We start from the raw sequence: 23,663 nt of genomic DNA, 5'->3' as shown, positions 1-23,663 counted from the left end.
ATAATATGAAAACCTACTTACCGCAAATTGAAAGGCGCATACTGGTAAGGCCCAACCAAACCTTCGGCATATTAAATTACGATATGGATAACGCTTATCCGCAGCGTATGCTGGAGCTGGTAGCGCAATCGCCAACCGCTAAAGATTGCTGGAACAAGCGGGCCAAATTTATTGCCGGCAACGGTTTCGAGGAGCAAACCTTAGGCAAACAGGTAATAAACAGCAAGGGGTTAACCATGGCTAAATTGTTAAAAGCCATAGCTACCGATAAAGCCCTCTTCAGTGGTTTCGGGATACACGTAAACTACAACGCTAACTTTAAAATATCATCGGTAAACTACGTTAAGTTTGAGGATATACGCATGGGTGATACAGACAGTCCTGAAACAGCCGGTAAGTTTGCCTTATACAGCGATTGGGGTCGTAAGACCTGGAAAAACATCATGCGCAACAAGATCACTTTTCTGGATAGCTATAACCCCGATGAGCAAATCATAAAAGAACAGGTTATAACGGCCGGAGGCTGGAAAAACTATAAAGGTCAGTTGTATTATTTTAACCCGGAGGTGGATGATTATCCGTTGATAGAGGCAGATTCGGTATGGGAGGATTTTGAGACTGAAGCCGGTATCAAAATATTTAACAACCGCGAGGTTACCACAGGCTTTTTGCCATCAACCATGTTATTTATGCAATCTCGCCGCGAGGAAGCCGACAACAGCACCGATATCGGTAGTGGTATTAACACGCCATCGCAACTGGAGAAAGACCTGGGCACTTTCCAGGGAGCAAAAAGCGCGCAAAAGATCATCGTTATTGAATATGAGGACGAGAGCGCCAAACCGGAGTTTCAGCCTTATGCCATTCAAAACAACGATAAACTTTTTGAGAGTACGGAAAGATCTGTTGAAGCCCGCATTATCAAAGGTTTCTCGGTACCGAAAGAACTGATCAATGCTGAAAAAGCATCAGGTTTAAGTAACGGCAGCGAAAAAAAGGAAGCTATAAGGGAGTTTAATGACAACACCTCGCCAGACAGGATGGAGCTTGCTGAAGTGCTGGAAGAATTGTTTAGCCATTACTGTAGCAACATCAACCCAACAAATAACTGGAAGATAATACCGGTACCTGCAAATGTAGCAGACGATGTAATAGGCGTTAAAGCCGGAGCGGCTATCAATCAGTTATTGCAATCATCCGTACCTACCGAAAGTAAAATAGCCACGCTTATGTATGCATACGGCTTTAAACAGGCCGAGGCCGAAGCCATGTGTACCCCCTGATCGCCTCTGAAGGGGATAATCAAACTAATACTTAACAACAATAATAAATATTAACAAAACTTCCCCTTTAAGGGATTGGGAGGACACGTCATGCTAAATTTAATTATACCCGCAATATTACAGCAATACGAAGATATTGCAGCAAACGTAAAGCCGGAGCGTATAAGCATATTTATACAAAAAGCTCAGCAACTGGATATTAAACCTTTTTTAGGTTACGCACTTTATTACGAACTGGTAAAATATCTGGAAACTGACGGTACACTAAAAGATGAAACTCCGCAATCCTTTAAAGATCTGCTGAACGGATGTGAATACCTGGACGAACACGGCAATATGGTATTATATGAAGGGCTGCAGCCGGTACTTGCTTACTTCACTTTTGCACGTTTTATTGAGGCGGATGCCGTACACTACACCGCTACCGGCCCTGTTATAAAACGTTACGAAAATGCAGATGCCTTATCGTCAAAAGATGTGGTAAAGTTGGTACAACAACATCGTAGTGCAGCCAATGCCTACGCAAACGAAACTGAAAAATTTCTGGCAGATCATCACGAGGATTTCCCGGCATGGCATTATAACCGCAAAAACAAAAGCAGCAGGCAATCTGGCCCACGTATAAGGGGTATTGATAAAACTGATTTCAACTACCCCGCCGATAATTATTACACCCCACAATTAATCACTGAATTTTTAAACTAATGGCGACAGATAAAAAGATAAACGAACTACCGGTACTATCCGGCATCAGCGCTAATGACATATCGGTTTTGGTTAATAACGGGGTTGACTACCAATTCACCATCAGCCTGTTACTGCAATATCTTAGCACTAATTTAAGTTCAGGGGCTTCAATCGCTTTTGGTTCGGTGTTACCGCAAAATAATACCGGCAAAAATGGCGATGTATTCTTAAAGACCAGTACAGGGCAATTCGCTCAAAAAATAGCCGGTGAGTGGGCAGTGGTTTATACCCTTCCTGAAGCCAACGCCGCCGATGGCGCCTTACTTTTTGGAGCAGGGCTGCCGGGGAGCCAGACAGGCAAAAATAGTGACAGTTATGTGGATACTCTTACAGGCATCTTCTATTTAAAGGGTAACGGCACATGGGCTCAGGTATTCTCGATGCAAACAGGTCCGCAAGGTGCAAAAGGTGACAAAGGTGATACCGGAGCAGCCGGGCAAGATGGCAAATCGATATTAAGCGGCACCTCCAACCCATCAAACCAAAGCACCGGCAATGATGGTGATTTTTATATAAACGTTAACACATTCAGTCTGTTCGGGCCAAAAACATCAGGCGCGTGGGGTGCTGGTATTCCGCTGATAAATTACACACAAACCTCAGTTATAAACTTTGAAGCCGGAGGCAACAACCCTATAACTATAGAAAACTGGCAGGATGACTTCTTTACAGATTATGGCAACGGCGAGTTCCTGGTACAACTGACGGACGAAGACGGCAACTTACAGGACAGGCCGGATATTGGCATAAAAAGAATTATAAATCGATCCGGAGATCTGCCGATGCAAACAGGGATCAGTCTTGATCTGCCCGAATATCCGTCCGGACGAATTATTGTAAAATACTCAAATCTAACTTTATTATGAAAAGATTAATACTAGTCTTATTGATGTGTTCGGCAATTTTTACCGCAGCACACAGCCAGGACATCCCACCGGTAAGTCCGACAGCAATAAGTCCGAATTTCACCTGGTACAAAAAGATAACAGCCGGCGACACCTCCTATTACAGCTATAGCAACGGTAACTGGACAAATTTCGCGAGACGATATTGGGTGCAGAAAAATATAAACGGACTACGTGATAGCATATTGTACACAAAAGGTGCTATTAGCCAAACAGTAGATGGGTTTAAAACATTCTCCTATAATCTATCAGCAAGAGCATTACAGATGTCTGATGTTGGTGGAACTTTAGACCAAGGTTATTTAAGTTCAGCAAGAGTTTATATAGCGTCTTTATTATCTGACAGAGAAAGAAGTATTGTGTATAATACATATAATATTACTGATTGGACTTGGGGAGAGGGCGCAGGCAAAAATATGAAACTTGTGCGGTACACTGGGGCAGGTATTATACAAGATACAGTGTTTTCAATAAACAAATCTACAGGAGTAGCTAATTTTTTATATAAGCCGACTTTTCCGACAGCAACTCTTGGAGATAGTACAAAAAGCGGTGCTAACACAGAATTTGTAGCAAGGGCTATTAATGGAATAAGTGGAATTGTAAGTAATAATACAATAGCTAATCAAATTGATACTGTACAAAATGCAAGTTTTAAGATAAGTGGAACAGCTAATATAGAGGGAGGAATTACCGCAAGTAATTATTCTACTTTTTATGGTCCTGTTGACCATTATGCACCGGTTAATATGAGAGTTGGTCCTTTATATTTTTATAATTTCGACAGTTCAGCATCAGGGTATTTAGTAGGTTCTGGAAGTTATGGAGATTTTAACTTGGTATTAAGTAATGGATTTGATGCATTTAATGTTGAAACAAAATTAAGGGTAACTGAAACACCTGTTGATGCTTTTGATGTATTACGTTTAACTGATACAACTTCTCTAATAGCATCAAGAGATTATGTAAATGCATCAATAGCAGCTTCCGGAGCGGGTGTTTCTTCTTTTAATACTCGTGTGGGCGCTGTTACATTAACAGGTACTGATGTAAATACAGCATTAGGATATACGGCTGCTAATGACGCAAATGTTTTACATAAAACAGGAACAGAAAGTTTTTCAGGTGACAAAACAACATCAGGTAATTTTACAGTAAATGGTAATTTATTAGCTAGCGGACCATTAAATTCTAGCAATTTATTAAATATAACTGGCAATACTAAACTTGATTATCGTTATGGAAATGGTTATATTCAAGGTGTCTTTCATACCAATTTGGTTAATGGAGACTTAGTTTTTTATAAACAGGGTTTTGTTCAGTTAAGTGGTACATACGAGGATGATGCTGTTTATAGTTTTAAATCAGATGGATTATATATTGGCGGTAATAAGCTACAAATAGCGGGAGACGTAATTCAAAATCAAAATTCAACTACACAAGCCGCTAATTTTAAAATAAACGGCAATGGCATTTACACGGCATCAGGTAAAACAACTACACTTAATTCTTTAGGTTTTAGTAACACTAACGGAACTTATACTACTGGAATTGATTATACAGGTATTTCACTTACCGATGCTTTAGGGCATAGCTCCTTATCTGGTGGTAATTGGTACGTTTACGGACCAACAGGTACAGCAAGAACAGAGCGGAATAACATAAGGTTTGTAGTAGCAGACAATAACACTGATTACACATCATATGGACGTTCAAGTATACTATTTGGCCATTTAAGTGCTGGACCTTATAGCCAAATTATACAATCTATTTCGCCAACTACAGGAAATGGCATTTTTACCTTACCAGATAAATCAGGAACATTTACTTTGGCGACACTATCTGATACGACATTTTATCAAACAGTCGCTAATTTTTTCCCAAAGGCAGACACTAGATATCTAAAACTAACAGGAGGCACCATATCAAATAATATAATACCCAATAATAATAATACAATTGATCTTGGAAATTCAAGTAACAGTTGGAGGAATATCTATACATATGGACTTACAATTTCTTCAATTATTAACTCTAATACTTACGCTGATAACGGTGTTGGAATTCAGTTTCAAAGCAATTTAAATACACCTTGGGCTAAATTTGACCACACAACAGGTAATTTATCTTTAGGTAGTACTGTAGATAATGGAACTGACAAATTACAAGTAACTGGCTCTGCTTATTTTACAAGCAATATTTCTACTAATGGTAAAATAGGTATAGGTACTTCAACTGCTTATGCTAAATTAGACATTGGTGGAAAAATATTAACACCAGCGATTGGAACGCCAGTAGCTAATATTAGTGATGATTTTAATGGTGTTTCAGGGCTTGAAATGAGAAATGTAAATGCCGGAGTTTCTGCAGATTTTAGGTTTATGGTATCTGACATATCTGGTAATTACACAGCATTTTCAATGCCAGGAACTGGAAATACAGGTTCAACATTATTTGGATTGGCAAGAGCTACTTCATCATATATATTTAATACAGGTGGTTCAGGTAGGGACTTAGCTATAGGTACATTGTCTGCTAAATCTTTAGTATTAGGTACTAATGGTCAATCAAGAATAAATATTGCTGCGGATGGAACGACTTCAGTATCAAGTCAATTATCTGTTTCTCGTAATGTAGCTGATGGACTTGAAGCGTTAACTATCAATCAGGGCATACTTTCATCGGGGCAAATAGTTGGGTTTTATAGTAATAGTGCACGTGTTGCATATGTTACGACAGGTGGTTTTTTCAGGGGTGCGGGAATAGGAAATTATACAGCATCAGCAAATGGTCTTTTAACATTCAACAATTCAGGAGCTGTATTATACAGAGATGTTGCTGACTCTAGTCCTGTTTTCACATTAAAAAATACAAATGCTAGTAGTACTGGTAATATTCTCAACTTTTTAAATTCAAGCAGTGCGGTTGTAGCTTCTGTATCAGCAAATGGTAGTTTAGTGCAAGCATCAACGGCAACAGGGGGTTACAAACTTTACAATACAACCGACCAAACTACAAACTATGAGAATTTTGCAATCAGGTATGAAAGCAATATCTTAAAAATCGGCACCGAAGGCGGGGGAACTGGAAATTTTAGGTCAATACTAATGGGGGTTAATACCTCTGCAGGCTTCTTAACGGGGGGGTCAAGGGTATTTGGCATTAACGCATCACCGACCTCTACTGATGGGTTAATGACCTGGAACTATGGCACTGGATTATCTGGAAATTTAGCAACTTTTAATGCGGGTTTATCCGGAAGCAATAATACACAATCTGCTTACTCTATACAGCCCACTATTAACCAAAGCGGAAGCTCCAGTTACATTGCTTCTCAAGTTATTGCTTATGAGCAGGCTACAGGTAGTGGTTCTAAAATATTATTTAAAGCAGGTTTATCTTCAGCTGCAAGTGCAGGTGGAACTATTACAGATAAGTTCACAATAGATAATACAGGTAATACAGTTCAGTCTGGTAGTATTACAGCCACTAATATAAAATCCAGCGCAGCCCAAACTACGGTGAGTGGCTCAAGCAGCGGTACAGCTGTATTTAGTCAGCCTTTCCAGGGAAGCAGTTATAAAAAAATAATTATTTATTGCTCAGGTTTAAACGGTACAGCAACTTACACTTTCCCTACCGCTTTTGTTAACATACCTGCTATTATGAACAGTAATGGCCCGGCGTCAACAGTAGTAACCTCTCTTTCTAACACTTCAATAACTATAACCGGTGCATCAACTACCGGTAATATTATCCTCGAGGGATATTAATCACTAATCACACAAATAAAACAATCATGAAAAAAGCAATTTTAACGATCGCCTTATTGGCGTGCGCAGCGGTAACTTTTGGTCAAACCACAAAAGAAAAAGCAAAACCGGATACTTCAAAATATCAACCTGATCCTAAAAGGGTTTATCAGATCGGGCTAACCGGCGATCAACTAAGTTCCTTAATGGGCACCTCGCAAGAAGGTGTTATTCCTTACCTAAAAAAAATCAAGCTCCCAATGGATAAGCTGGACGACGCCCAGGTATATTTTCAGACTATTCAAACTGCTGTTGCTACACAGTTTCGTAAACAATACGTAGCCGATAGCCTCAGTGCTGTAAAACCATTAGCACATTAATAAAAAATGGAAAAAAAATTCACATTGATACAACGCTTCTTAAGCGATACCCCTTCTTTTTTTAAACGGGCGCAAATATTTGGTGTGGGTTTAGCCGGTATGGGTACTTCGCTCGCCCAGATAGCGGTTATACCTGCAAACCTTTGCACTATACTTATAGCAACAGGTACCACTATTGCCATAATTGCCCAGTTTGCAGTGAAACAATATGAACCATTAACTCCGCCGCATAATGATGAAGATAAGTGAACACGGGCTGGCCATAATTAAGCAGTTTGAGGGTCTTATGCTAACAGCTTACCGTGATGTTGCCGGGATTTGGACCATCGGCTATGGATCTACGCGCTACCATGATGGTAAAGCTGTTAAGCCGGGCGACCGGTTAACACATCCGAATCAAGCCGAAGCTTTACTGTTAAATACCCTGGGCTGGTATGTAACTGCCGTAAATAATTCAGTTAAAGTCCCGTTGACTCAGAATCAGTTTGACGCCCTGGTATCCTTCGCTTACAACGAAGGTACCGGCGCCTTACAAAAGTCTACCCTGATGCGCAAACTCAATGCGCATGATTACATAGGTGCTGCCGATCAGTTTTTAGTTTGGAACAAAATAACCGATCCGCAAACAGGAAAAAAAGTGATCTGCGACACGCTCACTAAACGCCGCAAACAGGAACGAACACTTTTTTTAAAACAGCAACCATCATGACCACCTTTGAACACCGTGAGCTAAAAGGCATCACCATAAAAAATATAGTAGTTACTATAATCAGCACGGCCAGTATAGTAGTATCAGTAATGACCACCTACTTCGAATTGAAAAACGATATCCGTGATGTAAAAATGCAGCAGGACGCCCAAACACGCGTTAACGAGATCCGGCTTAAAGTACTGGAAAGCCAGGTAGCGCTTTTACAAAACGAAATAGATGAAATCAAAACAACTAAAAATTAAAAAACAGCCATGAGCTTAAAATCATTCTTAAATAAAATATGGTCGGCCATACGTTCACTTTTCAATAGCTTCCCGGCGGATTTAAAAATAGCTGTCCATGCGGGAGTTGTGATAACCGAAAACATAAAAAACTTTATGGATTCGCCCTTGGCGGATGTATTAGCAGCCGTAATACCGGGCACGGTAGATGATAAGTTAAAAGAGATACTACGCGCCGGAATCCCCCAAATATTGGCTGATCTTAAACTGGCTGATGAATGTACCGGACAAACAGATCCACAGGAGATTACTAAATGCGCCATTCGGGTTTTACAAAACTTAGATGGTGATATTAAAAGTGCTTTTTTACACAACTTGTCGGTATTAATTACACAGCTTGCGGCAGATGGTGAATTAAGCTGGAGCGACGGAGTTTGTATTGTGGAGTGGTATTATCAGCACCAGTTTAAAGTTGCTGAGTAAGTATAGTGCCCGGAACGAGATTCGAACTCGTACATCCTTACGAATGCCACCCCCTCAAGATGGTGCGTCTACCAATTTCGCCACCCGGGCTTTTCAGTAAATAGAAAGTCTTAAGGTTTTAAGCAGGATTGCTTATCAACTTAAGACTTTCAACTTAAATAGATGTGCCCGAAGAGAGACTCGAACTCTCAAGAGACAATTCTCAACGGCTTCTGAGACCGCAACGTTTACCAATTTCGCCATCCGGGCATTTAAGCGGATGCAAATATAATTGTTTTACCGAATGCTGTTATAATAAATCAAAAAATAAGGTATTTGTAAAATCGGCGGCAAAAGGTAACTTCGGGAATGTTATCTGCAGCAGTTATGATAACTATAACAAACCGCCATTATATTCACCATATGTTAAAATTTAACTCCCGTACATTCAAAGTAGCCTCATTAATTTTCGTTTCATTTTTATTAAAATCCTTTCATCTAAAGGCCCAAACCATAACACCTGTAAAAGAGGTGAAACGTGTAAGCATAAGAGGGCTTTCGGTTATTGATAATAAAACAGCGTGGGTTAGCGGTACCGGCGGCAACGTAGGCATTACACACGATGGTGGACTCACCTGGACCTGGCGGCAGGTAAAAGGCTTTGAGAAAAGCGATTTCAGGGACATTGAGGCATTTTCCGACAAGGAAGCCATCATCATGAGTTCGGGCACCCCGGCCGTGATCCTAAAAACAGCCGATGGAGGCCTTAATTGGCAATTGAAATATCAACAAACAGATAAAGCCTATTTTTTAGATGCAATGGATTTTGCCGACACCAAACATGGCTTTATTATGGGCGATCCCATCGATAATAAATTTTTATTACTGGAAACAAAAAACGGCGGCGAAACATGGGCCCCCGCTGCCGATGCGCCGGTCGCTTTGAAAGACGAAGCAGCATTTGCCGCAAGCGGGACATGCCTGCGGGTAAACGGTATAATTACCATAGTAACGGGTGGCAGCGTTAGCCGTATGCTGTCGTCCCCTGTAAATAAGCTAAATTGGATAGCTACTCCCCTACCCCTTACTAATGGCGAACCAAGTCGGGGTGCATTTTCTGTTGCGTATGGCAAAAAACAAACTATTGTTGTGGGAGGTAATTACGCTAAAGACAAACAAACCGATTCGGTAGTATACATTCTTCCACAAAAACATGCGGCTCAGCAGGGCAATATACCGCAAGCCGGACCATCCGGGTATCAGTCTTGTGTGGAATATCTGGGCGGCGGTACTTTCCTATCTACCGGCACACCGGGGAGTAACTTAACTACCGATGGCGGCTTAACCTGGCATAAAATTGACAGCACTACCTATAATGTGTGCCGGAAAGCTAAAAAGGGCTCACTTATTTTATTAGCAGGTGATGGTACTATAGGAATATATAAACCCTAATTACTGATAATGAAGCGCTTATTTTATCCGTAAAAATTAATTAAAAATAGGTTTGCAGGCAATAGCAATAAATCCTATATTTGCACCACTTTAACAGAAACGGATAAAGTATGATTCCGTAGCTCAGCTGGTAGAGCATAACACTTTTAATGTTGGGGTCCTGGGTTCGAGTCCCAGCGGGATCACAAAGTCGCCCCCAACGGCGCATCGAAAACCCTCTAAACTGCTTGTTTAGGGGGTTTTTTCATAAATTATCCCCTCTCCAACCCTTTCTAAAGCCGGCTTTCTGAACACCTTACTGAACACCTCCGGATGATGGTTAACTTCGGGTGTTCGAAAATTTAATAAGTGGCTGATCTGTAATTTTTTAGCTGAAAAAGGCGGGTTATGATTCGGCCCGCATTCGAACCCTGGGTCCTCAACACTCATCCAGAGCACATGAAGCAGTTGAACTTAATTTGATGTATGATGAAAACTTCACAGACGTTCCGGGTTTATTTTACCATTAAATCCGACAAAGCCAGGAATGGCAAAGCGCCGCTGTATGCAGCGGTTACTGTAAACAAGGAAAAAGCGTTTATCGCACTCAAGCAGCACATCAGCCTTTCGGTCTGGGATTTCGGCAAAGGCGCGGCACGGGGCACCCGTGACGAGGCGCGCCGGGTCAATGCTTACCTGGACGAAGTAAGGCTGGCCTTAGGCAATTGCTATAAGGAACTCCTGCTGAAAGGCAAACTGATCACCCCGAAAACCGTCAAGAGCCTGTTCCTGGGGGAAACGGATGAAACCTACACGCTCAACCGGCTGATCACCTATCATAATGAAACGTCGGGCAAGAGCCTCAGCCGGGAAACCCTGAGACATTATTTCGGTACCCAGCGTTACCTTTCCAGGTATGTGGCTGCCCATTACCGCGCGGATGACCTGCTGCTCAAAGATCTTGACCATGGTTTCATCCAGGGCTTTGACGCCTTTCTCAGGAGCCAGCAACCGAAGGACCATCATAAGCCCTTAAAGGATAACGGCATCAAAGTCCATCTGAAAAGGTTAAAGAAAATGGTGCACCTGGCCCAGGACATGCAGTGGATAGACCGCGACCCTTTCGCGACGTTCCGCATCCGGATGAAAAAGGTTGCCCGGGACTTTCTTACCGAGGCAGAGCTCCGCGCCATTGAGAGCAAGGTCTTCGACCTGGAACGGCTTTCGCTGATCAAGGACCTTTTTATTTTCAGCTGTTACACCGGACTGGCTTACTGCGACCTGATGAGCCTGAAACCCGGCCAGGTGGTGAAAGCCGAAGACGGTGAATTATGGATCAGGACGGCCAGGGAAAAGACGGCTGAGCCCGTTAACCTTCCCTTGCTGCCGAAAGCCGTAGAGCTCATCAAAAAGTACCGGCATAATGAACGGTCCCTGTATAATGGGACGGTGTTCCCGCTCCTGTCCAATCAGAAGGTGAACAATTACCTCAAGGAAATAGCCGAATGCTGCGGCATCCATAAAAACCTCACCTTCCATATGGCCCGGCATACTTTTGCGACGACCGTTACCCTTTCAAACGGGGTGCCTTTAGAAACCGTCAGCAAAATCTTAGGCCATTCCAAAGTCGCTACCACGCAGATCTATGCCCGCGTAGTGGAGAAGAAGCTGAAAATGGATATGATGAACTTAAAAGAGAAACTGAACAATCAAAAGCTATGAAGCCTGAAATTCGGAATGATCAACGGATCGCTGAAAAAATATATTTGATCCGGGGTATTAAAGTCATGCTGGATCGGGATCTGGCGGAAATGTATGGTACTATTCCCATCCGGCTACGTCAGCAGGTCAAAAGAAACTCGGACCGGTTTCCTGAGCATTTTATGTATCAGTTAACCGAAAAAGAAGTGGACGACATGGTATCACAAAATGTGATACCATCCAGGCAGCACTTAGGCGGGGCACTGCCCTATGCATTTAGCGAGTTATGTAAAACTATACATAACTCGGTTTATGTAAGCTAATCGATTATGTAAAGAAGTCCTTGTCGATTACAGCTAATCGATAAGGAAAGCGGCTTTGACAAGGACTTTTCTTTACATAATAAGCACTGCTACTTCAGCCCTTTTAGCCAGGTCAACAGTTCTGCATCTTTCAGCCATGGGGATATTTCCGATGGTTTCTCATCAACAACTTTGTTATAAGCCTTTTCTAAAGCCCGCACCATAATGCAATAACTTGCCTTGCCAACGCGGCCCCTGATTTTAAAAGTTCACGACGATTCATATCAGTGTTGTTGCGGGGTTGTGTTCATTTTTACGGGACGCAGTAATTGTGAAAAGGTGAGTGAACCCATTTTCCATTCGCCATTCTCTTTAACATAGACTTCTGTCACCATGAATGCGTGCGTTACTTCATTGCCGCCCACTACCGCCAACAGGTCAAGATCGTTCAACAAGATCGCCGTATTACCCAGGATATTTACCGATGCGCCATAGACCTCTGCTTTTTTATACCAGATGCCGCCGCCTTTTATCGTATTCAGTTCCTGGCTTTTACCCCAGCTTCCGCCCATGTGTACGAAAACACAATTGTCGGCAAACAAGCCGTTTAATGCCTCTGTGTTTTTATCGGCCATCCAGTTCCATTTGTTTTTCGATAGTTCGAGGATTTCCTGGTCTTCTTTTGAATTAGTGACTGCTGACGAATTTGGAAGTTTAGCTTGTGCATAACCTGAATGCATACAGGCCATACAGCAAAGCAGGATGAAGATTGCTTTTTTCATGATGTTAGGTTTTATGATTAGTTCATATTAACGATTGACCATTTTTTGCGCCTGCTCTGAATAGCGGTCGCCTTGTATCTCGATAGCAACCAAGGCTTGCCCGATCTGTTGCAAATCTGCTCCAGTCAGCTCGATTTCGGCTGCCCCTAAGTTTTCTTCCAGGCGGTGCAGTTTCGTTGTTCCGGGAATTGGGACGATCCAAGGCTTTTGGGCTAGTAACCAGGCGAGGGCGATTTGTGCCGGTGCAGCGTTTTTTGTTGTGGCAAGGGTCTTTAGCAGATCAACCAATTCCTGATTAGCTTTACGGTTTTCTTCTGAAAAACGGGGCACGGTGTTCCTGAAATCTGTTTGATCAAACTGAGTGTTTTCATTGATAGCACCTGTCAAAAAGCCTTTGCCCAGCGGGCTGAAAGGCACAAAACCAATTCCCAATTCCTCTAAAACGGGAAGAATATCCTGCTCCGGTTCGCGCCACCACAACGAATACTCACTTTGCAAGGCAGCTACAGGCTGAACCGAGTGCGCCTGACGAATAGCCGTAACTCCGGCTTCTGACAGGCCAAAGTGCTTAACCTTACCCTCGGCGATCAGGTCTTTCACGGTTCCGGCAACATCTTCCATCGGCACATTTGGATCAACGCGGTGCTGGTAAAACAAATCGATCACATCGGTACGCAAACGCTTCAAAGAAGCTTCAGCCACCTCGCGGATGCGTTTTGGTGTACTGTCCGCGCCCAATCCTGGTTTACCTTCTTTAAAGCCAAATTTGGTGGCAATGACCACCTGCTGGCGGTAAGGAGCTAATGCTTCACCTAATAATTCCTCGTTCTCGAACGGGCCGTAGGCTTCAGCCGAATCAAAGAACATCACACCACGTTCAACCGCAGCATGTAATAATTTAATGGCTTCGTTTTTATCGGTGGCGGGGCCATAGCCGAAGCTCAGCCCCATACAGCCGAACCCTAATGCGGACACTTCCAGGCCGCTGGTTCCCAATTGTCTTTTTTTCATAGCTATTTATTTTTAGTTTTCCAGTTTTCTTTCGCCCAACCATTTCACCATTTTAGGGTCGCGGTGATCGAAGAAGCTACTGGTCGGCGTATCGAGCGTTTTGATCTTTTCCATTTCATCAGCCGTCAGTTCAAAGTCCAGGCTGTTCAGGTTTTCCGCCATACGCTCTTTACGAACTGATTTCGGAATGGCGATCACCCCGCGCTGCGTGAGCCAGCGGAGTACCACCTGGGCAATGGACTTGTTATATTTCTCACCAATTGATTTTAACAATTCATTCTTGAACAAACCATTTTTGCCTTCGGCGAACGGCCCCCATGATTCGATCTGCACCTTATTTTCCTGCATAAAGGCCTGCGCCTCATGCTGCTGATGGAAAGGGTGCGTTTCTACTTGGTTAACAGCAGGCACCACTTCGTTATGAATGATCAAATCCATCAGGCGGTCGGGTTGAAAGTTACTCACGCCGATGGCCCTGATCTTACCTTCATGGTATAATTCTTCCATTGCCCGCCACTCGCCGTAGACATCGCCAAAAGGCTGATGGATCAGGTACAGGTCCAGGTAATCCAGCTGGAGTTTTTTTAAGGACTGCTCAAAAGCTTTTTTTGCGCCTTCGTAGCCCTTACTTTGTATCCAGAGTTTGGTTGTAATAAACAGTTCTTCGCGCGCCACGCCACTTTGTTTGATAGCCTTACCCACGGCCTGCTCATTCTGGTAAGATTGTGCGGTATCAATTAACCGGTAGCCTGCGGAGATCGCATCGATGACACTGCGCTCACATTCGGACAGATCAGTTACCTGGAAAACGCCGAAGCCTAAAAGGGGCATTTCCACACCATTATTTAATTTGATCCTTAGCATAATTTTCTTTTTCCTTCGTTGAGTACAAAGGTCGTACCTATTGTCTGCCTAATTAGGATACGGATTACGGCAATTTCTACCATTATTACAGATGCTTTGGCAGATAAGCCGTTATAACGGATTTAACCCCTAAATTTGATGTCTAAATGCAAGTGATTATGGACAACATGCGGCGGTTCAATACCATTAGTGAGTACAATACCTTCAATAACAATGAAACCAAGCATCCGCTGGTCACGGTGGTTGACCTATCCAAAGCTGACCCCAGACAGGGTTCGCAAATGTATTTTGGTTTTTATGTTGTTTTTTTAAAGGATGTAAAGTGCGGCGATCTGGTGTATGGAAGGGCCACTTATGATTACCAGGAAGGCACTTTGGTATTTATGGCGCCCGGACAAGTCGCAGGCGTTAACAGCAACGGCGAAACTTACCAGCCCAAAGGTTATGTTTTAGCATTTGATCCTGATCTGATCCATGGGACGCCATTAGGCAGGCATATTCAAGAGTACGGTTTTTTTGGCTATCAATCCCATGAGGCGTTGCATCTTTCAGAGAAAGAAAAAAGTATCGTAATGGATTGCCTGCATAAAATCGATTATGAGTTACAAGCTGGTATCGATAAACACAGTAAAAAGCTGATCGTCGCTAATATCCAATTGTTCCTGGATTATTGTACCCGCTTTTACGACCGTCAATTCATGACTCGTGAACACATCACCACGGGGATTATCGAACGGTTTGAAACCCTGCTGAACGACTTTTTTGCAACCGATAAACCGCAGACCATCGGCTTACCCTCTGTAGCTTACTGCGCGGATACATTAAACTTATCGTCCAATTATTTTGGCGACCTCGTGAAAAAGGAAACTGGTAAAACTGCGCAGGAATATATCCAGTTCAAACTGATCGATATGGCCAAAGAGAAAATATCGGACGTCGAAAAAACCGTAAACCAGGTAGCTTACGAGTTAGGCTTTAAATATCCGCAGCATTTTACCCGCGTATTTAAAAAACGTGTCGGCAAAACCCCACTGGAGTATCGAAATTTGAATTAAAACGAGCCGCATTTCTTCCGTTTTTCATCAATGTCTGCAAGGCGTTTTGACATTCATTTCGATCAAATTATGTAATGTGATTATGTAAAATAGAGGCTATTTCCAAGCAGATATTAGTGCGGGATGCCGATATTTTACATAATCAATTACCTTACATAAAGCGAGCATGGCATATTAATGCTGGCCAATGTGATTAAAAGGCCTCAGGCGATTGCCATGAGTATTAAGATCATCGAAGTGTTTGTTAAATTCAGAGTAATGCTGGCCACGCATCAGGACCTCTTAATAAGGTTTGAACAGTAGGAAAAACTGCTGGTTCAGCACCATGAAGATATACAAGCCATTTTTCAGGCTTTGAAACAACTGGTTCAGCAAAAGCATGAACCCAGGAATACAATTGGCTATAAGACTTACGAATAGAAATTTTCAGAGCAATAAGGTGTCACAATTTGTGACACCTTATTGATTATGCTGGGATGTTTAATGTGATATCTAATTATATAAATGATGGATGATTAGAGGCATAGATGTTTCAGTAAAAGCTAAGCTGATAATATAATCATAAAAGCATTTAATCGTAGATAATGTTCAGTTATCCGTTGTTGATAGTTTTACTGTTCGTCAATTAGGGTATCGAACCGTTTCAGAAATCAAAGTATCCACTCAGTTAAAATCTGGTTCGAATCTAGCCTCCGAAGGTTTGACTATTTAGCGGCAATGTTTTTTTGTCCCCACAATGACGTTTTTTCAAACCAGTTTATTGAGAAATTACGACGAATTGGAAATTTGGGTGGGAACCATCGATGATTTCTCCTCTTTTATAATGAGGTATCGACAAAATTTTAATTTATTAATTTGTGCTTGGGTTTCGTAATATTGCATTAGTACTGATACTGAGCATTACTAGTTCATTTTAACCTGGCTTAAAAGTTGCGAGAAGGTTCGAACTCAACTCCAGGTGAAAAAAAGAATCCGATTTTGCAAAAAACTAAAAAGATTACAAGTTCAAAACTCTGCCAAGGTAAGTCCCACGTTGGGAACAGGTGGTATGTCGAGCCCGAGTCTCGATAGTCCCAGGCCGGCAAAGCGATCATTGCCCCATTATCCGTGGCCCAGCGTAAAGGCGGCAGGACTAATCCTCCGTGAATACTTTTGAAATGCTAATACTATTTAGATTACAATAAGCATTTATAACCTCGTGTTGACTTCTCAAGGAATATTCCCTTGCGGCTTGCTCGTCGGTGCTTACCCGAAGATATAAAACGGCTGTTTTCATAGAATTCTTTGATTAAATTTATGCCGGCTTATATATTCTTTATTTCGCAAGACTAAAACATTGCAACGTAGAAAATACTCTAGTAGAGAAAGATGTTTAACCCCACATGAGGTTATAACTGAAACCAGTTTGGCAGTGGAGGGAATGTTGATGCTATCAATTTGAAGATTTAACTGTAACGCAGCAGGATCTGCCCTTACATTCTAAATATCAATTTATTACATTAGAAAAAAAACCTATTAGGATATAGAATAGTTGACCAATAAACTCAAGAGATAAATAAAAAATAAAAAATAATAGAATTGTTATTATATCTTTAAGTATCAATTAAAATTCCTGAACACTACTCATAATAGCAAACGTCACAAATGCCGATACTTTACGTCGATAATTTTCGTGGTTTTCAGTCCACCTTCGTTCCGCTAAGGGACGTTAACTTTTTCGTTGGTGAAAATAGTACTGGAAAATCATCTATACTTAAATTACTGGGTATAATGTCTTCCCAGGGGTTTTGGAGGTATAATATTTTCGGAGAGGCTGAAACAGTATTAGGGAGCTTTTCTGAAATTATTACTTCCGGCGACAAACGTGAACATTTTGAAATCGGTTTTATTGGCCCTAAACAAGACGATTCCGATTTGGTCTCTGCTATCAAGATCAAATTAATAGAAAAAGATGGCTATCCTGTACCAAAAGAAATAAGCTATCGTGACGAGGTTATTAATCTTCAGATCACCCTTGAAGGATTTTTTTTAAAATATCGTTACCGGCTGATAGATTCCGGTCAAAAATGGTCAGATGATGATAAAGACTTCAAAAATTGGATTACTGATAATAGTTTAAAAGATTGTCCCTTCCAAAGGCTTACTATGGATGTAAGTTCGTCTTTGTCTATTTTGAGGCAGTTACAAACAGTCGTAATGTTCGAGCAGTCAAAAGGCTCTTCACATGAAATTGCGAAGCGTTACGAAATCACCATCCCTTATATGCTTAATCGCGTAGCTTGGTTTGCGCCATCTGTTGTTGAACCGGAAAAGGTATATAATCAGGTGCCGTTGATTTTTACGCCGAAAGGAAAGCACTCTGCATCTGTATTGAGGGATATTATCGAAGGTCCCGATGTTAAAAAAATTTTAAATCGATTTGGGACGGATAGTGGTCTTTTTGAAAGCATAAGTATTAAAAACTTAAAAAACATATCCGAGGATGCTTTTGAGATACAAGTTTCAATTAATAAAATAAAGTTAAATATTTTGAATGTGGGATACGGAGTTTCACAAATTCTGCCACTTATTATTGAGGCCATTGCTCGCCCTGATTATACATGGCTAATCTACCAGCAACCGGAAACGCATTTGCACCCAAGAGCGCAGGCTGCTGTTGGTGAATTTATTTTTAAATCCAACCAGGCAGACCATCAAAAATTTATTTTGGAAACTCATAGTGATTATATTATTGATAGGTATCGCTTAAGGCTTCATCGTGCCTCAAAACAAGATCGTCAATACGGAAGTGGGCAAGTGGTTTTCTTTACACGAGATAACAGTGGCAATCATACACATGTAATTGATATTAATTCCGATGGTACATATAGTGAATTTCAGCCTGCCTCGTTCAGAGATTTTTTTATTAGTGAACAACTTAACCTGTTAAAAGTATAACTATGTGTATTATTATAGATACGAATACCCTGGCTGTTGTTTTTGACACGGGTACTATAAATCATCGGCAGTTTCAGCCTGTTAACGAATGGGTTTTAAATGGAACTGGCAAAATCGTTTTTGGGGGAACAAAATATATTGGTGAACTAAAAAAATATTTGAAAATATTCATTGAGCTTAAAAAGGCCAATCGAGCGGTCCATGTTGATGACCAACTTGTTGATGCCGAAGAGTTGTTGGTAAGTGCACAACTTCAACATGCGGATTTTGATGACCAGCATTTGGTCGCCCTTTTACGTGTCTCGGGTTGTCAATTGATTTGTTCGCTGGATGCTCGGGCTTATCCCTATTTTAAACATGAACTTTTTTTTAAGCCTGCTGCAAATAGACCGAGAATTTACTCTGGCTTGCGAAATCGGGGGTTATTAACTACCAGGCATATCGCAGCGATTTGCCAAAGACAAAACTAATATCTTACACAATAATTATAGATTATGGGAAGTACAGGTTCAGGATCATTTACAGACTATTCCAAACGCAAACCAACAAACTCCGATGAGGCAAATGGAGGAGCAAGTGGTGTCGACAAATGTGGAACAGCCTTTTCGGCTGGCTTAGAAGAAGTCGCACGATGTTTTTATTTTATTAACTATGGAGATGTTCCACCTGTTGGAACTGCTGTGACGGTAACCTTTAATGGGCATCGGTTGGCAGTAGAGACAACATTAGGTGAGGAAATAGGATATCTTCCGACGCGCTTTAATTACATCAAAGTGTGCCTTGATAGTGCATTCACATATGGCGGTGTAGTTAGTAGCGCCCGTGCAAAGCCCTCACCAAACGTTTCGGTGGATATTATTCCGATCTGATGACAAAGGCAAGAATATGCTTAGTGGGTGACATTGTTGTTGACGTCACATTAAAAACAAAAAATAACCCGATTAAAATGCGGTTAGGTGGAATAATGCACGCGGCGAGAGCTTTATGGGCTATGGATATACCGTTTTCGGTTGCTTATTTTGCACCTGCTTATTTGGACGGTCAAATTACCGATTTTTTGAACAGTATATGCTGTTCCGATATCTTTAAATTGGGAGATGTTGATGGGGCGCCTTATGTGTTTTTAGTGGAAGAAGCGAAGGAGATCGGTGATCAGGGCTATGAATTCCTGTTGCGGGATGCCATTACTGTCACTTACGATGAATCCGCGATTTTACAGATGCTAAAACAATCTTTTGATGATTATTTTTTTATTTCGGGTAATTATGACCAAACGTTACTTATCAATCGGGTATCGGGAAAAGTGCATATTGATGTAGCTAATAACATAAATGATCTGGCATTTTTCTCAACAATTGATCGGCCGTTAGATACCGTCTTTGTGTCAACCTCTTCCACTATATTCCAAACTTTTTTTAAAGATAGTTATGAGGCTTTTGCTGAATTGTTTCGCCCGTTTTGCGCGCGCATGGTGTTGAAAGAGAATAGAGGCGGTACTCGTGCAACCTCTTTCAAGGAATCGCAAAATGCTCACATTGGCGCCCAAACAAGGACTATCGCTCACTCTATCGGCGTCGGTGATGTATTCGATATTACTTATATTGCCAAAAAAGACATTCTTTCCTTCCATCAAGCCTTGGTTTTGGCGTCATGGATGGCAGGAGAATATGCTCAAACGACCTATCCGGATGATTTTAAAACACAAGCCGACCGCTTACTGCAATCGAATTTGAATGAACTGGAAGCAATGGGGGGGGTGACGTTACCCTGGGAGCAACGGGCAAAGGTTCAAATATATATTGCCGCTCCCGATTTTGATTTTGTTAAACGCGAACCCATCGAATGGCTCTGTAACGCCTTAACTTATCATCACTTCTGCCCACGCCGCCCGGTAGCCGAACATGGGCAAATGGAGGTGAACGCCAATAAGAGCAGAAAACAACAATTGTTTCAAAAAGATATGCAGTTACTCGACGAATGCCAATTATTGATTGCGGTACTTTTATACGATGATCCTGGAACCCTGATAGAAATCGGATTGGCTGCTGCAAAAGGAATACCTACCATTGTTTACGATCCTTATAATATTGCAACAAATTGCATGTTAACAGAATTGCCGACATTAGTATCGAACGACCTAGACGAAATAATGGCAGAAGTTTTTATCCAAAGTTCTTTAATCAAATATGAATAGTAAAGGCGGTGTTTTATTAGCTTCTGGTGGTTTGGATTCTACAACTATGGCTTACTGGCTCGATCAACAAGGCATCAGTTTTATCCCACTGTTTATTAATTACGGCCAGCATTGTGCAGAAACGGAATTTGAAACGTTAAAAAGGGTCTTACCCGAAAAGTATGTTGGACAGATAGAATACATTGATATTCAGTCAGTCTATGCTCGGTCCCGTTCAAGATTTATTAAGGAAGCTAACTTATGGGAGGACGAAATCACAGCGGATGATCTTTATATTCCTTACAGAAATGTACTTTTGCTGACCATTGGGGCGACGTTTGCTCAAACTTTGGGATTAACTAATGTCTATTCGGCATTTATTAACAGTAACCATGCAAAGGAAATTGATTGTTCCAATGAGTTTTTTAATAAAATGGAAACGATGTTGAAGGAGTATGGTTCAGTAAAGATCAATATGCCCTTTAGATATCATTCCAAATACGAAGTTGCTAAACTTGGGGTCTCATTAGGTGCAGCGATCGGATCGACATTTTCGTGCCAGGCTTCATCCAAAATACCATGTGGTGCTTGCCCAAATTGTGTTGACCGTCTCGAAGCCATGCGAAAAATTGAATCAGAATAACCTATGATGATGATAGCTTTAGAAGCGAGAAAATTAGCGAACTTCATACAGACATTGGAGTCTTTTGAAACAGTTGAGATCGACCGACAAATCTGTTATCAACATATAGGTGCACTCTTTACAGATATAGTGCTGCAGGCTGGTTTGAATTATCAGAACATCGTTAGGCCCAGAGTTCAGCACTTACTATTCAATTACCCAGATGACTACACCAGAGAAAGTTTTGAGCAATTGATTGCACAGGTCGGACTGGAGAACTTGATACGCTGGAGACATCCTGAAAAATTGCGACGCATGCGCGATTTGTTGACGGTTACTGCTATGTATGAGGTAGACTCTTGCATAGATTTCAAGGTTTTTTTAGGAGAAAAGAAAAACCGTGAAAAGTTACTGGAAATAAAAGGCTTCGGTCCCAAAACGATAGATTATACGCTTAAACTGTTAAATTTCGATACTGTGGCTGTCGACCGGCATATCTATTCGTTTGTGGAAATGGCTAACATTCCCGCAACGGGTTATAATTACACTAAACAAGTTGTGGAATACGCTGCAGATTTTTTGCAAGTATCAAGATCTGCCATTGATTATAGTATATGGTTATATATGTCCCAAAAACTGAATAAAAAATCAACTGAGACGTCTCAATTGCAACTTGTATTTTAATTAATGAGCTCAAAATCCCTGCGGCTATTCATTATTTTAAATCATTATGCTGTACTAATGGGAAATTTCTTTTCCTAACCAAACACCATATTTTTGCCATTCCTGATAATGTACACACCATTCACTAATCCAAGGAATCATTTCCACTAAAGGAATTGTCCGGAATAGCGGCATATCCTGTACCGGGTGATAAAGGCATAAGCTCAGATCTCCGTAAACATGAATCTTTGGATGATAGGAGATCCCTTTGATCAATATCCGGTCAAAACGAATCGGAAAAAAGGGTGAATAATTCAGATCAACCTGGTAGCGCCGGTCGCCAACTTCCAGTACGCCGGAGCCGCTGATCATGCGCCCGTTAAGCGACAGCTTCAGCCAGCTAAAATGCTGCCGCGCCAGCTCCATCTGCACAAACAGGAAAAGCCGGTAATTCTTCCGGCAGGCGATTACCACCTCATCCTCCATAATTGTGATGTGCCGTGTTTTTATAGCCCTGGTCCTGACGGATGCGTCCGGCCTCATCTGTAAACGCTTTGCCGCCGATGATCAGGCCGTTCGCCCGCGTCACCGGCGATTGAGAGAATTTGGAAAGTACCTTGATCTGCTCCTGCAGCGACTCTTTATAAACACGCTCGTCAAACAGTTCGATATAGTGCTGTCCGCTCTTGTCAAAGCCTTCCTTCAGAGCATTCCATTCGCGGTGGAACTTTTCCACAAAGCGGTAGAAATGATCATAATGTGCTGTTGTCCAGCTATCCGTAAAATGTTCCTGAGCATTCACGGGATTGGTAACAGTAAACCGGATGCGGTTTTGCTGCGCCACGTTATAGGACAGTTTGATCCGGTTGAGCGCATTGTCTATCGTTTCGTAAATCGAAGGCTCACCCTGGTAATTCAAACCCATTAGCGTCGTTAGTACGATACTGGAAGTCGCATATTCTGAATTGGCCCCAGAAAAGTAAATATCCCGGTACCGCTTTACCAGCTGCACCGCGCGCTGCAGTGGCGATTTGCTGTAAAAGTCGTCCCTCGGCAGCTCTTCGATCTGGGCGCGCAATTCCACCTTCATCCGGTTATAATAACCTTGCAGGACCGATTCCCGGCGTATCGTCGCCGCACGGGCCAGGAACCACTCGCCGAAGCCCCTTGGGTTGCTGACCGCCCAGTCGCGCAGCAAACGGTCGGGGATGCGGATCACATTCTTGTCCTGGTAAAATACGATGCAGCCCGGCAGGATATCCATATGGAAATCGTTGGCATAATTGATGCGTACGCAGCGGTTCTTTTTTTCCAGCTTGTCACTATAACGGTCGTCACCTTCCAGTTTCTTCAACAGCGCATTATAAATCTCCACCGGCGTAAAACGGCTGTACAGTGCATTGATCTGCACGACAATGTCTAGGTCAAACTCGCAACCTTTGTAAGGGCGTACGGTCGTACCTGTCAGTACCGAGCCCTGCGGGTATACATCAATATCCAGATCCTTGAAAAAGCCCTGGTCCTGATCCAGTAATTCAGAGATCGCGCGGTAAGCAGATTCCATCCTTCCCTTACGGGTCTCATCCAGCTGCAAATGCTGCGCGATGCGGGCCAGCAATTCCTCCCGCTGCAGTTCATAATGTTTAAATATATCTTCCAT

Annotated in this window: 25 protein-coding genes and 3 tRNA genes; 20 read left to right on the top strand and 8 right to left on the bottom strand. The window is 42.0% G+C overall.

What is annotated here, in order from left to right; translation table 11 throughout:
* Positions 1-5: 5 nt before the first annotated feature.
* From I5M19_RS04670 to I5M19_RS04630, 9 genes are all read left to right on the top strand, one after another.
* Positions 6-1,283: a hypothetical protein gene (locus I5M19_RS04670; RefSeq protein WP_200064583.1), complete on the top strand. Its 1,278-nt coding sequence runs from the start codon at positions 6-8 to the stop codon at positions 1,281-1,283.
* A gap of 90 nt (positions 1,284-1,373) precedes the next feature.
* On the top strand, positions 1,374-1,988 hold the full coding sequence (locus I5M19_RS04665) for a DUF6712 family protein (protein WP_200064580.1): 615 nt from the start codon (positions 1,374-1,376) through the stop codon (positions 1,986-1,988).
* A complete protein-coding gene (locus I5M19_RS04660; protein WP_200064577.1) occupies positions 1,988-2,896 on the top strand; it encodes a hypothetical protein in 909 nt (302 codons plus the stop codon). Before I5M19_RS04665 ends, I5M19_RS04660 begins: the two co-directional genes overlap by 1 nt.
* Positions 2,893-6,708, top strand: coding sequence for a beta strand repeat-containing protein (locus I5M19_RS04655; protein ID WP_200064574.1), 3,816 nt, complete (start codon positions 2,893-2,895; stop codon positions 6,706-6,708). The genes I5M19_RS04660 and I5M19_RS04655 overlap by 4 nt, the downstream gene beginning before the upstream one ends.
* Positions 6,709-6,734: 26 nt before the next feature.
* Positions 6,735-7,067 carry a hypothetical protein gene (locus I5M19_RS04650; RefSeq protein WP_200064571.1) on the top strand — a complete coding sequence of 111 codons (333 nt, stop codon included), beginning with the start codon at positions 6,735-6,737 and terminating at the stop codon, positions 7,065-7,067.
* Positions 7,068-7,073: 6 nt separating this feature from the next.
* Positions 7,074-7,316 (top strand): hypothetical protein, encoded by a 243-nt coding sequence (locus tag I5M19_RS04645; protein ID WP_200064568.1) that lies wholly within the window; start codon positions 7,074-7,076, stop codon positions 7,314-7,316.
* The gene (locus I5M19_RS04640; protein ID WP_200064565.1) at positions 7,300-7,776 is read left to right on the top strand and encodes a lysozyme; all 477 of its coding nucleotides are present in this window, start codon (positions 7,300-7,302) and stop codon (positions 7,774-7,776) included. The genes I5M19_RS04645 and I5M19_RS04640 overlap by 17 nt, the downstream gene beginning before the upstream one ends.
* On the top strand, positions 7,773-8,021 hold the full coding sequence (locus I5M19_RS04635; protein ID WP_200064562.1) for a hypothetical protein: 249 nt from the start codon (positions 7,773-7,775) through the stop codon (positions 8,019-8,021). Before I5M19_RS04640 ends, I5M19_RS04635 begins: the two co-directional genes overlap by 4 nt.
* Positions 8,022-8,030: 9 nt before the next feature.
* Complete coding sequence (locus I5M19_RS04630; RefSeq protein ID WP_200064559.1) at positions 8,031-8,483, top strand: hypothetical protein; 453 nt, start codon at positions 8,031-8,033, stop codon at positions 8,481-8,483.
* 6 nt (positions 8,484-8,489) lie between these two features.
* Here the strand turns inward: I5M19_RS04630 and I5M19_RS04625 are convergent.
* Together I5M19_RS04625 and I5M19_RS04620 are read right to left on the bottom strand one after the other, a co-directional pair.
* A tRNA-Leu gene (locus I5M19_RS04625) sits at positions 8,490-8,573 on the bottom strand.
* Positions 8,574-8,648: 75 nt separating this feature from the next.
* A tRNA-Leu gene (locus I5M19_RS04620) sits at positions 8,649-8,732 on the bottom strand.
* A 153-nt stretch (positions 8,733-8,885) separates the two neighbouring features.
* Here I5M19_RS04620 and I5M19_RS04615 point away from each other — a divergent pair.
* Positions 8,886-9,914: a WD40/YVTN/BNR-like repeat-containing protein gene (locus I5M19_RS04615; protein ID WP_200064556.1), complete on the top strand. Its 1,029-nt coding sequence runs from the start codon at positions 8,886-8,888 to the stop codon at positions 9,912-9,914.
* A 112-nt stretch (positions 9,915-10,026) separates the two neighbouring features.
* Positions 10,027-10,099: transfer RNA gene (locus tag I5M19_RS04610), tRNA-Lys, on the top strand.
* Between the two features lie 46 nt (positions 10,100-10,145).
* Here I5M19_RS04610 and I5M19_RS04605 read toward each other — a convergent pair.
* The gene (locus tag I5M19_RS04605) at positions 10,146-10,343 is read right to left on the bottom strand and encodes a hypothetical protein (protein ID WP_200064553.1); all 198 of its coding nucleotides are present in this window, start codon (positions 10,341-10,343) and stop codon (positions 10,146-10,148) included.
* 36 nt (positions 10,344-10,379) lie between these two features.
* Between I5M19_RS04605 and I5M19_RS04600 the strand changes: the two genes are divergently transcribed.
* Both I5M19_RS04600 and I5M19_RS04595 read left to right on the top strand, forming a co-directional pair.
* The gene (locus I5M19_RS04600; RefSeq protein WP_235985761.1) at positions 10,380-11,615 is read left to right on the top strand and encodes a site-specific integrase; all 1,236 of its coding nucleotides are present in this window, start codon (positions 10,380-10,382) and stop codon (positions 11,613-11,615) included.
* On the top strand, positions 11,612-11,917 hold the full coding sequence (locus tag I5M19_RS04595; protein ID WP_200064551.1) for an ORF6N domain-containing protein: 306 nt from the start codon (positions 11,612-11,614) through the stop codon (positions 11,915-11,917). The genes I5M19_RS04600 and I5M19_RS04595 overlap by 4 nt, the downstream gene beginning before the upstream one ends.
* A 263-nt stretch (positions 11,918-12,180) precedes the next feature.
* Here the strand turns inward: I5M19_RS04595 and I5M19_RS04590 are convergent, their stop codons facing one another.
* The 3 genes from I5M19_RS04590 to I5M19_RS04580 are packed head-to-tail and all read right to left on the bottom strand — an operon-like array spanning position 12,181 to position 14,553.
* On the bottom strand, positions 12,181-12,645 hold the full coding sequence (locus tag I5M19_RS04590) for a nuclear transport factor 2 family protein (protein WP_235985760.1): 465 nt from the start codon (positions 12,643-12,645) through the stop codon (positions 12,181-12,183).
* A gap of 60 nt (positions 12,646-12,705) precedes the next feature.
* Positions 12,706-13,689, bottom strand: coding sequence for an aldo/keto reductase (locus I5M19_RS04585; protein WP_200064546.1), 984 nt, complete (start codon positions 13,687-13,689; stop codon positions 12,706-12,708).
* 12 nt (positions 13,690-13,701) lie between these two features.
* Positions 13,702-14,553 carry an aldo/keto reductase gene (locus tag I5M19_RS04580; protein ID WP_200064543.1) on the bottom strand — a complete coding sequence of 284 codons (852 nt, stop codon included), beginning with the start codon at positions 14,551-14,553 and terminating at the stop codon, positions 13,702-13,704.
* A 146-nt stretch (positions 14,554-14,699) separates the two neighbouring features.
* Here I5M19_RS04580 and I5M19_RS04575 point away from each other — a divergent pair, with 146 nt between their 5' ends.
* From I5M19_RS04575 to I5M19_RS04540, 7 genes are all read left to right on the top strand, one after another.
* Positions 14,700-15,608, top strand: coding sequence for a helix-turn-helix domain-containing protein (locus I5M19_RS04575; RefSeq protein ID WP_317193212.1), 909 nt, complete (start codon positions 14,700-14,702; stop codon positions 15,606-15,608).
* A 1,644-nt stretch (positions 15,609-17,252) separates the two neighbouring features.
* On the top strand, positions 17,253-18,545 hold the full coding sequence (locus I5M19_RS04565; RefSeq protein ID WP_200064536.1) for an AAA family ATPase: 1,293 nt from the start codon (positions 17,253-17,255) through the stop codon (positions 18,543-18,545).
* 2 nt (positions 18,546-18,547) lie between these two features.
* Entirely contained in the window at positions 18,548-19,015 is a 468-nt protein-coding gene (locus I5M19_RS04560; RefSeq protein WP_200064533.1) for a hypothetical protein, read from the top strand.
* Between the two features lie 24 nt (positions 19,016-19,039).
* A complete protein-coding gene (locus tag I5M19_RS04555) occupies positions 19,040-19,414 on the top strand; it encodes a hypothetical protein (protein ID WP_200064530.1) in 375 nt (124 codons plus the stop codon).
* On the top strand, positions 19,414-20,739 hold the full coding sequence (locus tag I5M19_RS04550; RefSeq protein ID WP_200064527.1) for a nucleoside 2-deoxyribosyltransferase: 1,326 nt from the start codon (positions 19,414-19,416) through the stop codon (positions 20,737-20,739). The genes I5M19_RS04555 and I5M19_RS04550 overlap by 1 nt, the downstream gene beginning before the upstream one ends.
* Complete coding sequence (locus I5M19_RS04545; RefSeq protein WP_200064524.1) at positions 20,732-21,361, top strand: 7-cyano-7-deazaguanine synthase; 630 nt, start codon at positions 20,732-20,734, stop codon at positions 21,359-21,361. The genes I5M19_RS04550 and I5M19_RS04545 overlap by 8 nt, the downstream gene beginning before the upstream one ends.
* 54 nt (positions 21,362-21,415) lie before the next feature.
* Positions 21,416-22,024, top strand: a complete 609-nt coding sequence (locus I5M19_RS04540; protein WP_200064521.1) for an HhH-GDP family DNA glycosylase — start codon at positions 21,416-21,418, stop codon at positions 22,022-22,024.
* A gap of 54 nt (positions 22,025-22,078) precedes the next feature.
* Here I5M19_RS04540 and I5M19_RS04535 read toward each other — a convergent pair whose 3' ends face one another.
* Together I5M19_RS04535 and I5M19_RS04530 are read right to left on the bottom strand one after the other, a co-directional pair.
* Positions 22,079-22,489: a hypothetical protein gene (locus tag I5M19_RS04535; RefSeq protein ID WP_200064518.1), complete on the bottom strand. Its 411-nt coding sequence runs from the start codon at positions 22,487-22,489 to the stop codon at positions 22,079-22,081.
* On the bottom strand, positions 22,479-23,663 hold the full coding sequence (locus tag I5M19_RS04530; protein WP_200064514.1) for a nucleotidyltransferase domain-containing protein: 1,185 nt from the start codon (positions 23,661-23,663) through the stop codon (positions 22,479-22,481). Before I5M19_RS04530 ends, I5M19_RS04535 begins: the two co-directional genes overlap by 11 nt.

Origin of the sequence: Mucilaginibacter segetis (assembly GCF_016522075.1) — a bacterium.
GTDB classification, from domain to species: domain Bacteria; phylum Bacteroidota; class Bacteroidia; order Sphingobacteriales; family Sphingobacteriaceae; genus Mucilaginibacter; species Mucilaginibacter segetis.
The sequence above is the reverse complement of the archived record's forward strand: the minus strand, read 5'-3'. Positions and strand labels throughout refer to the sequence as shown.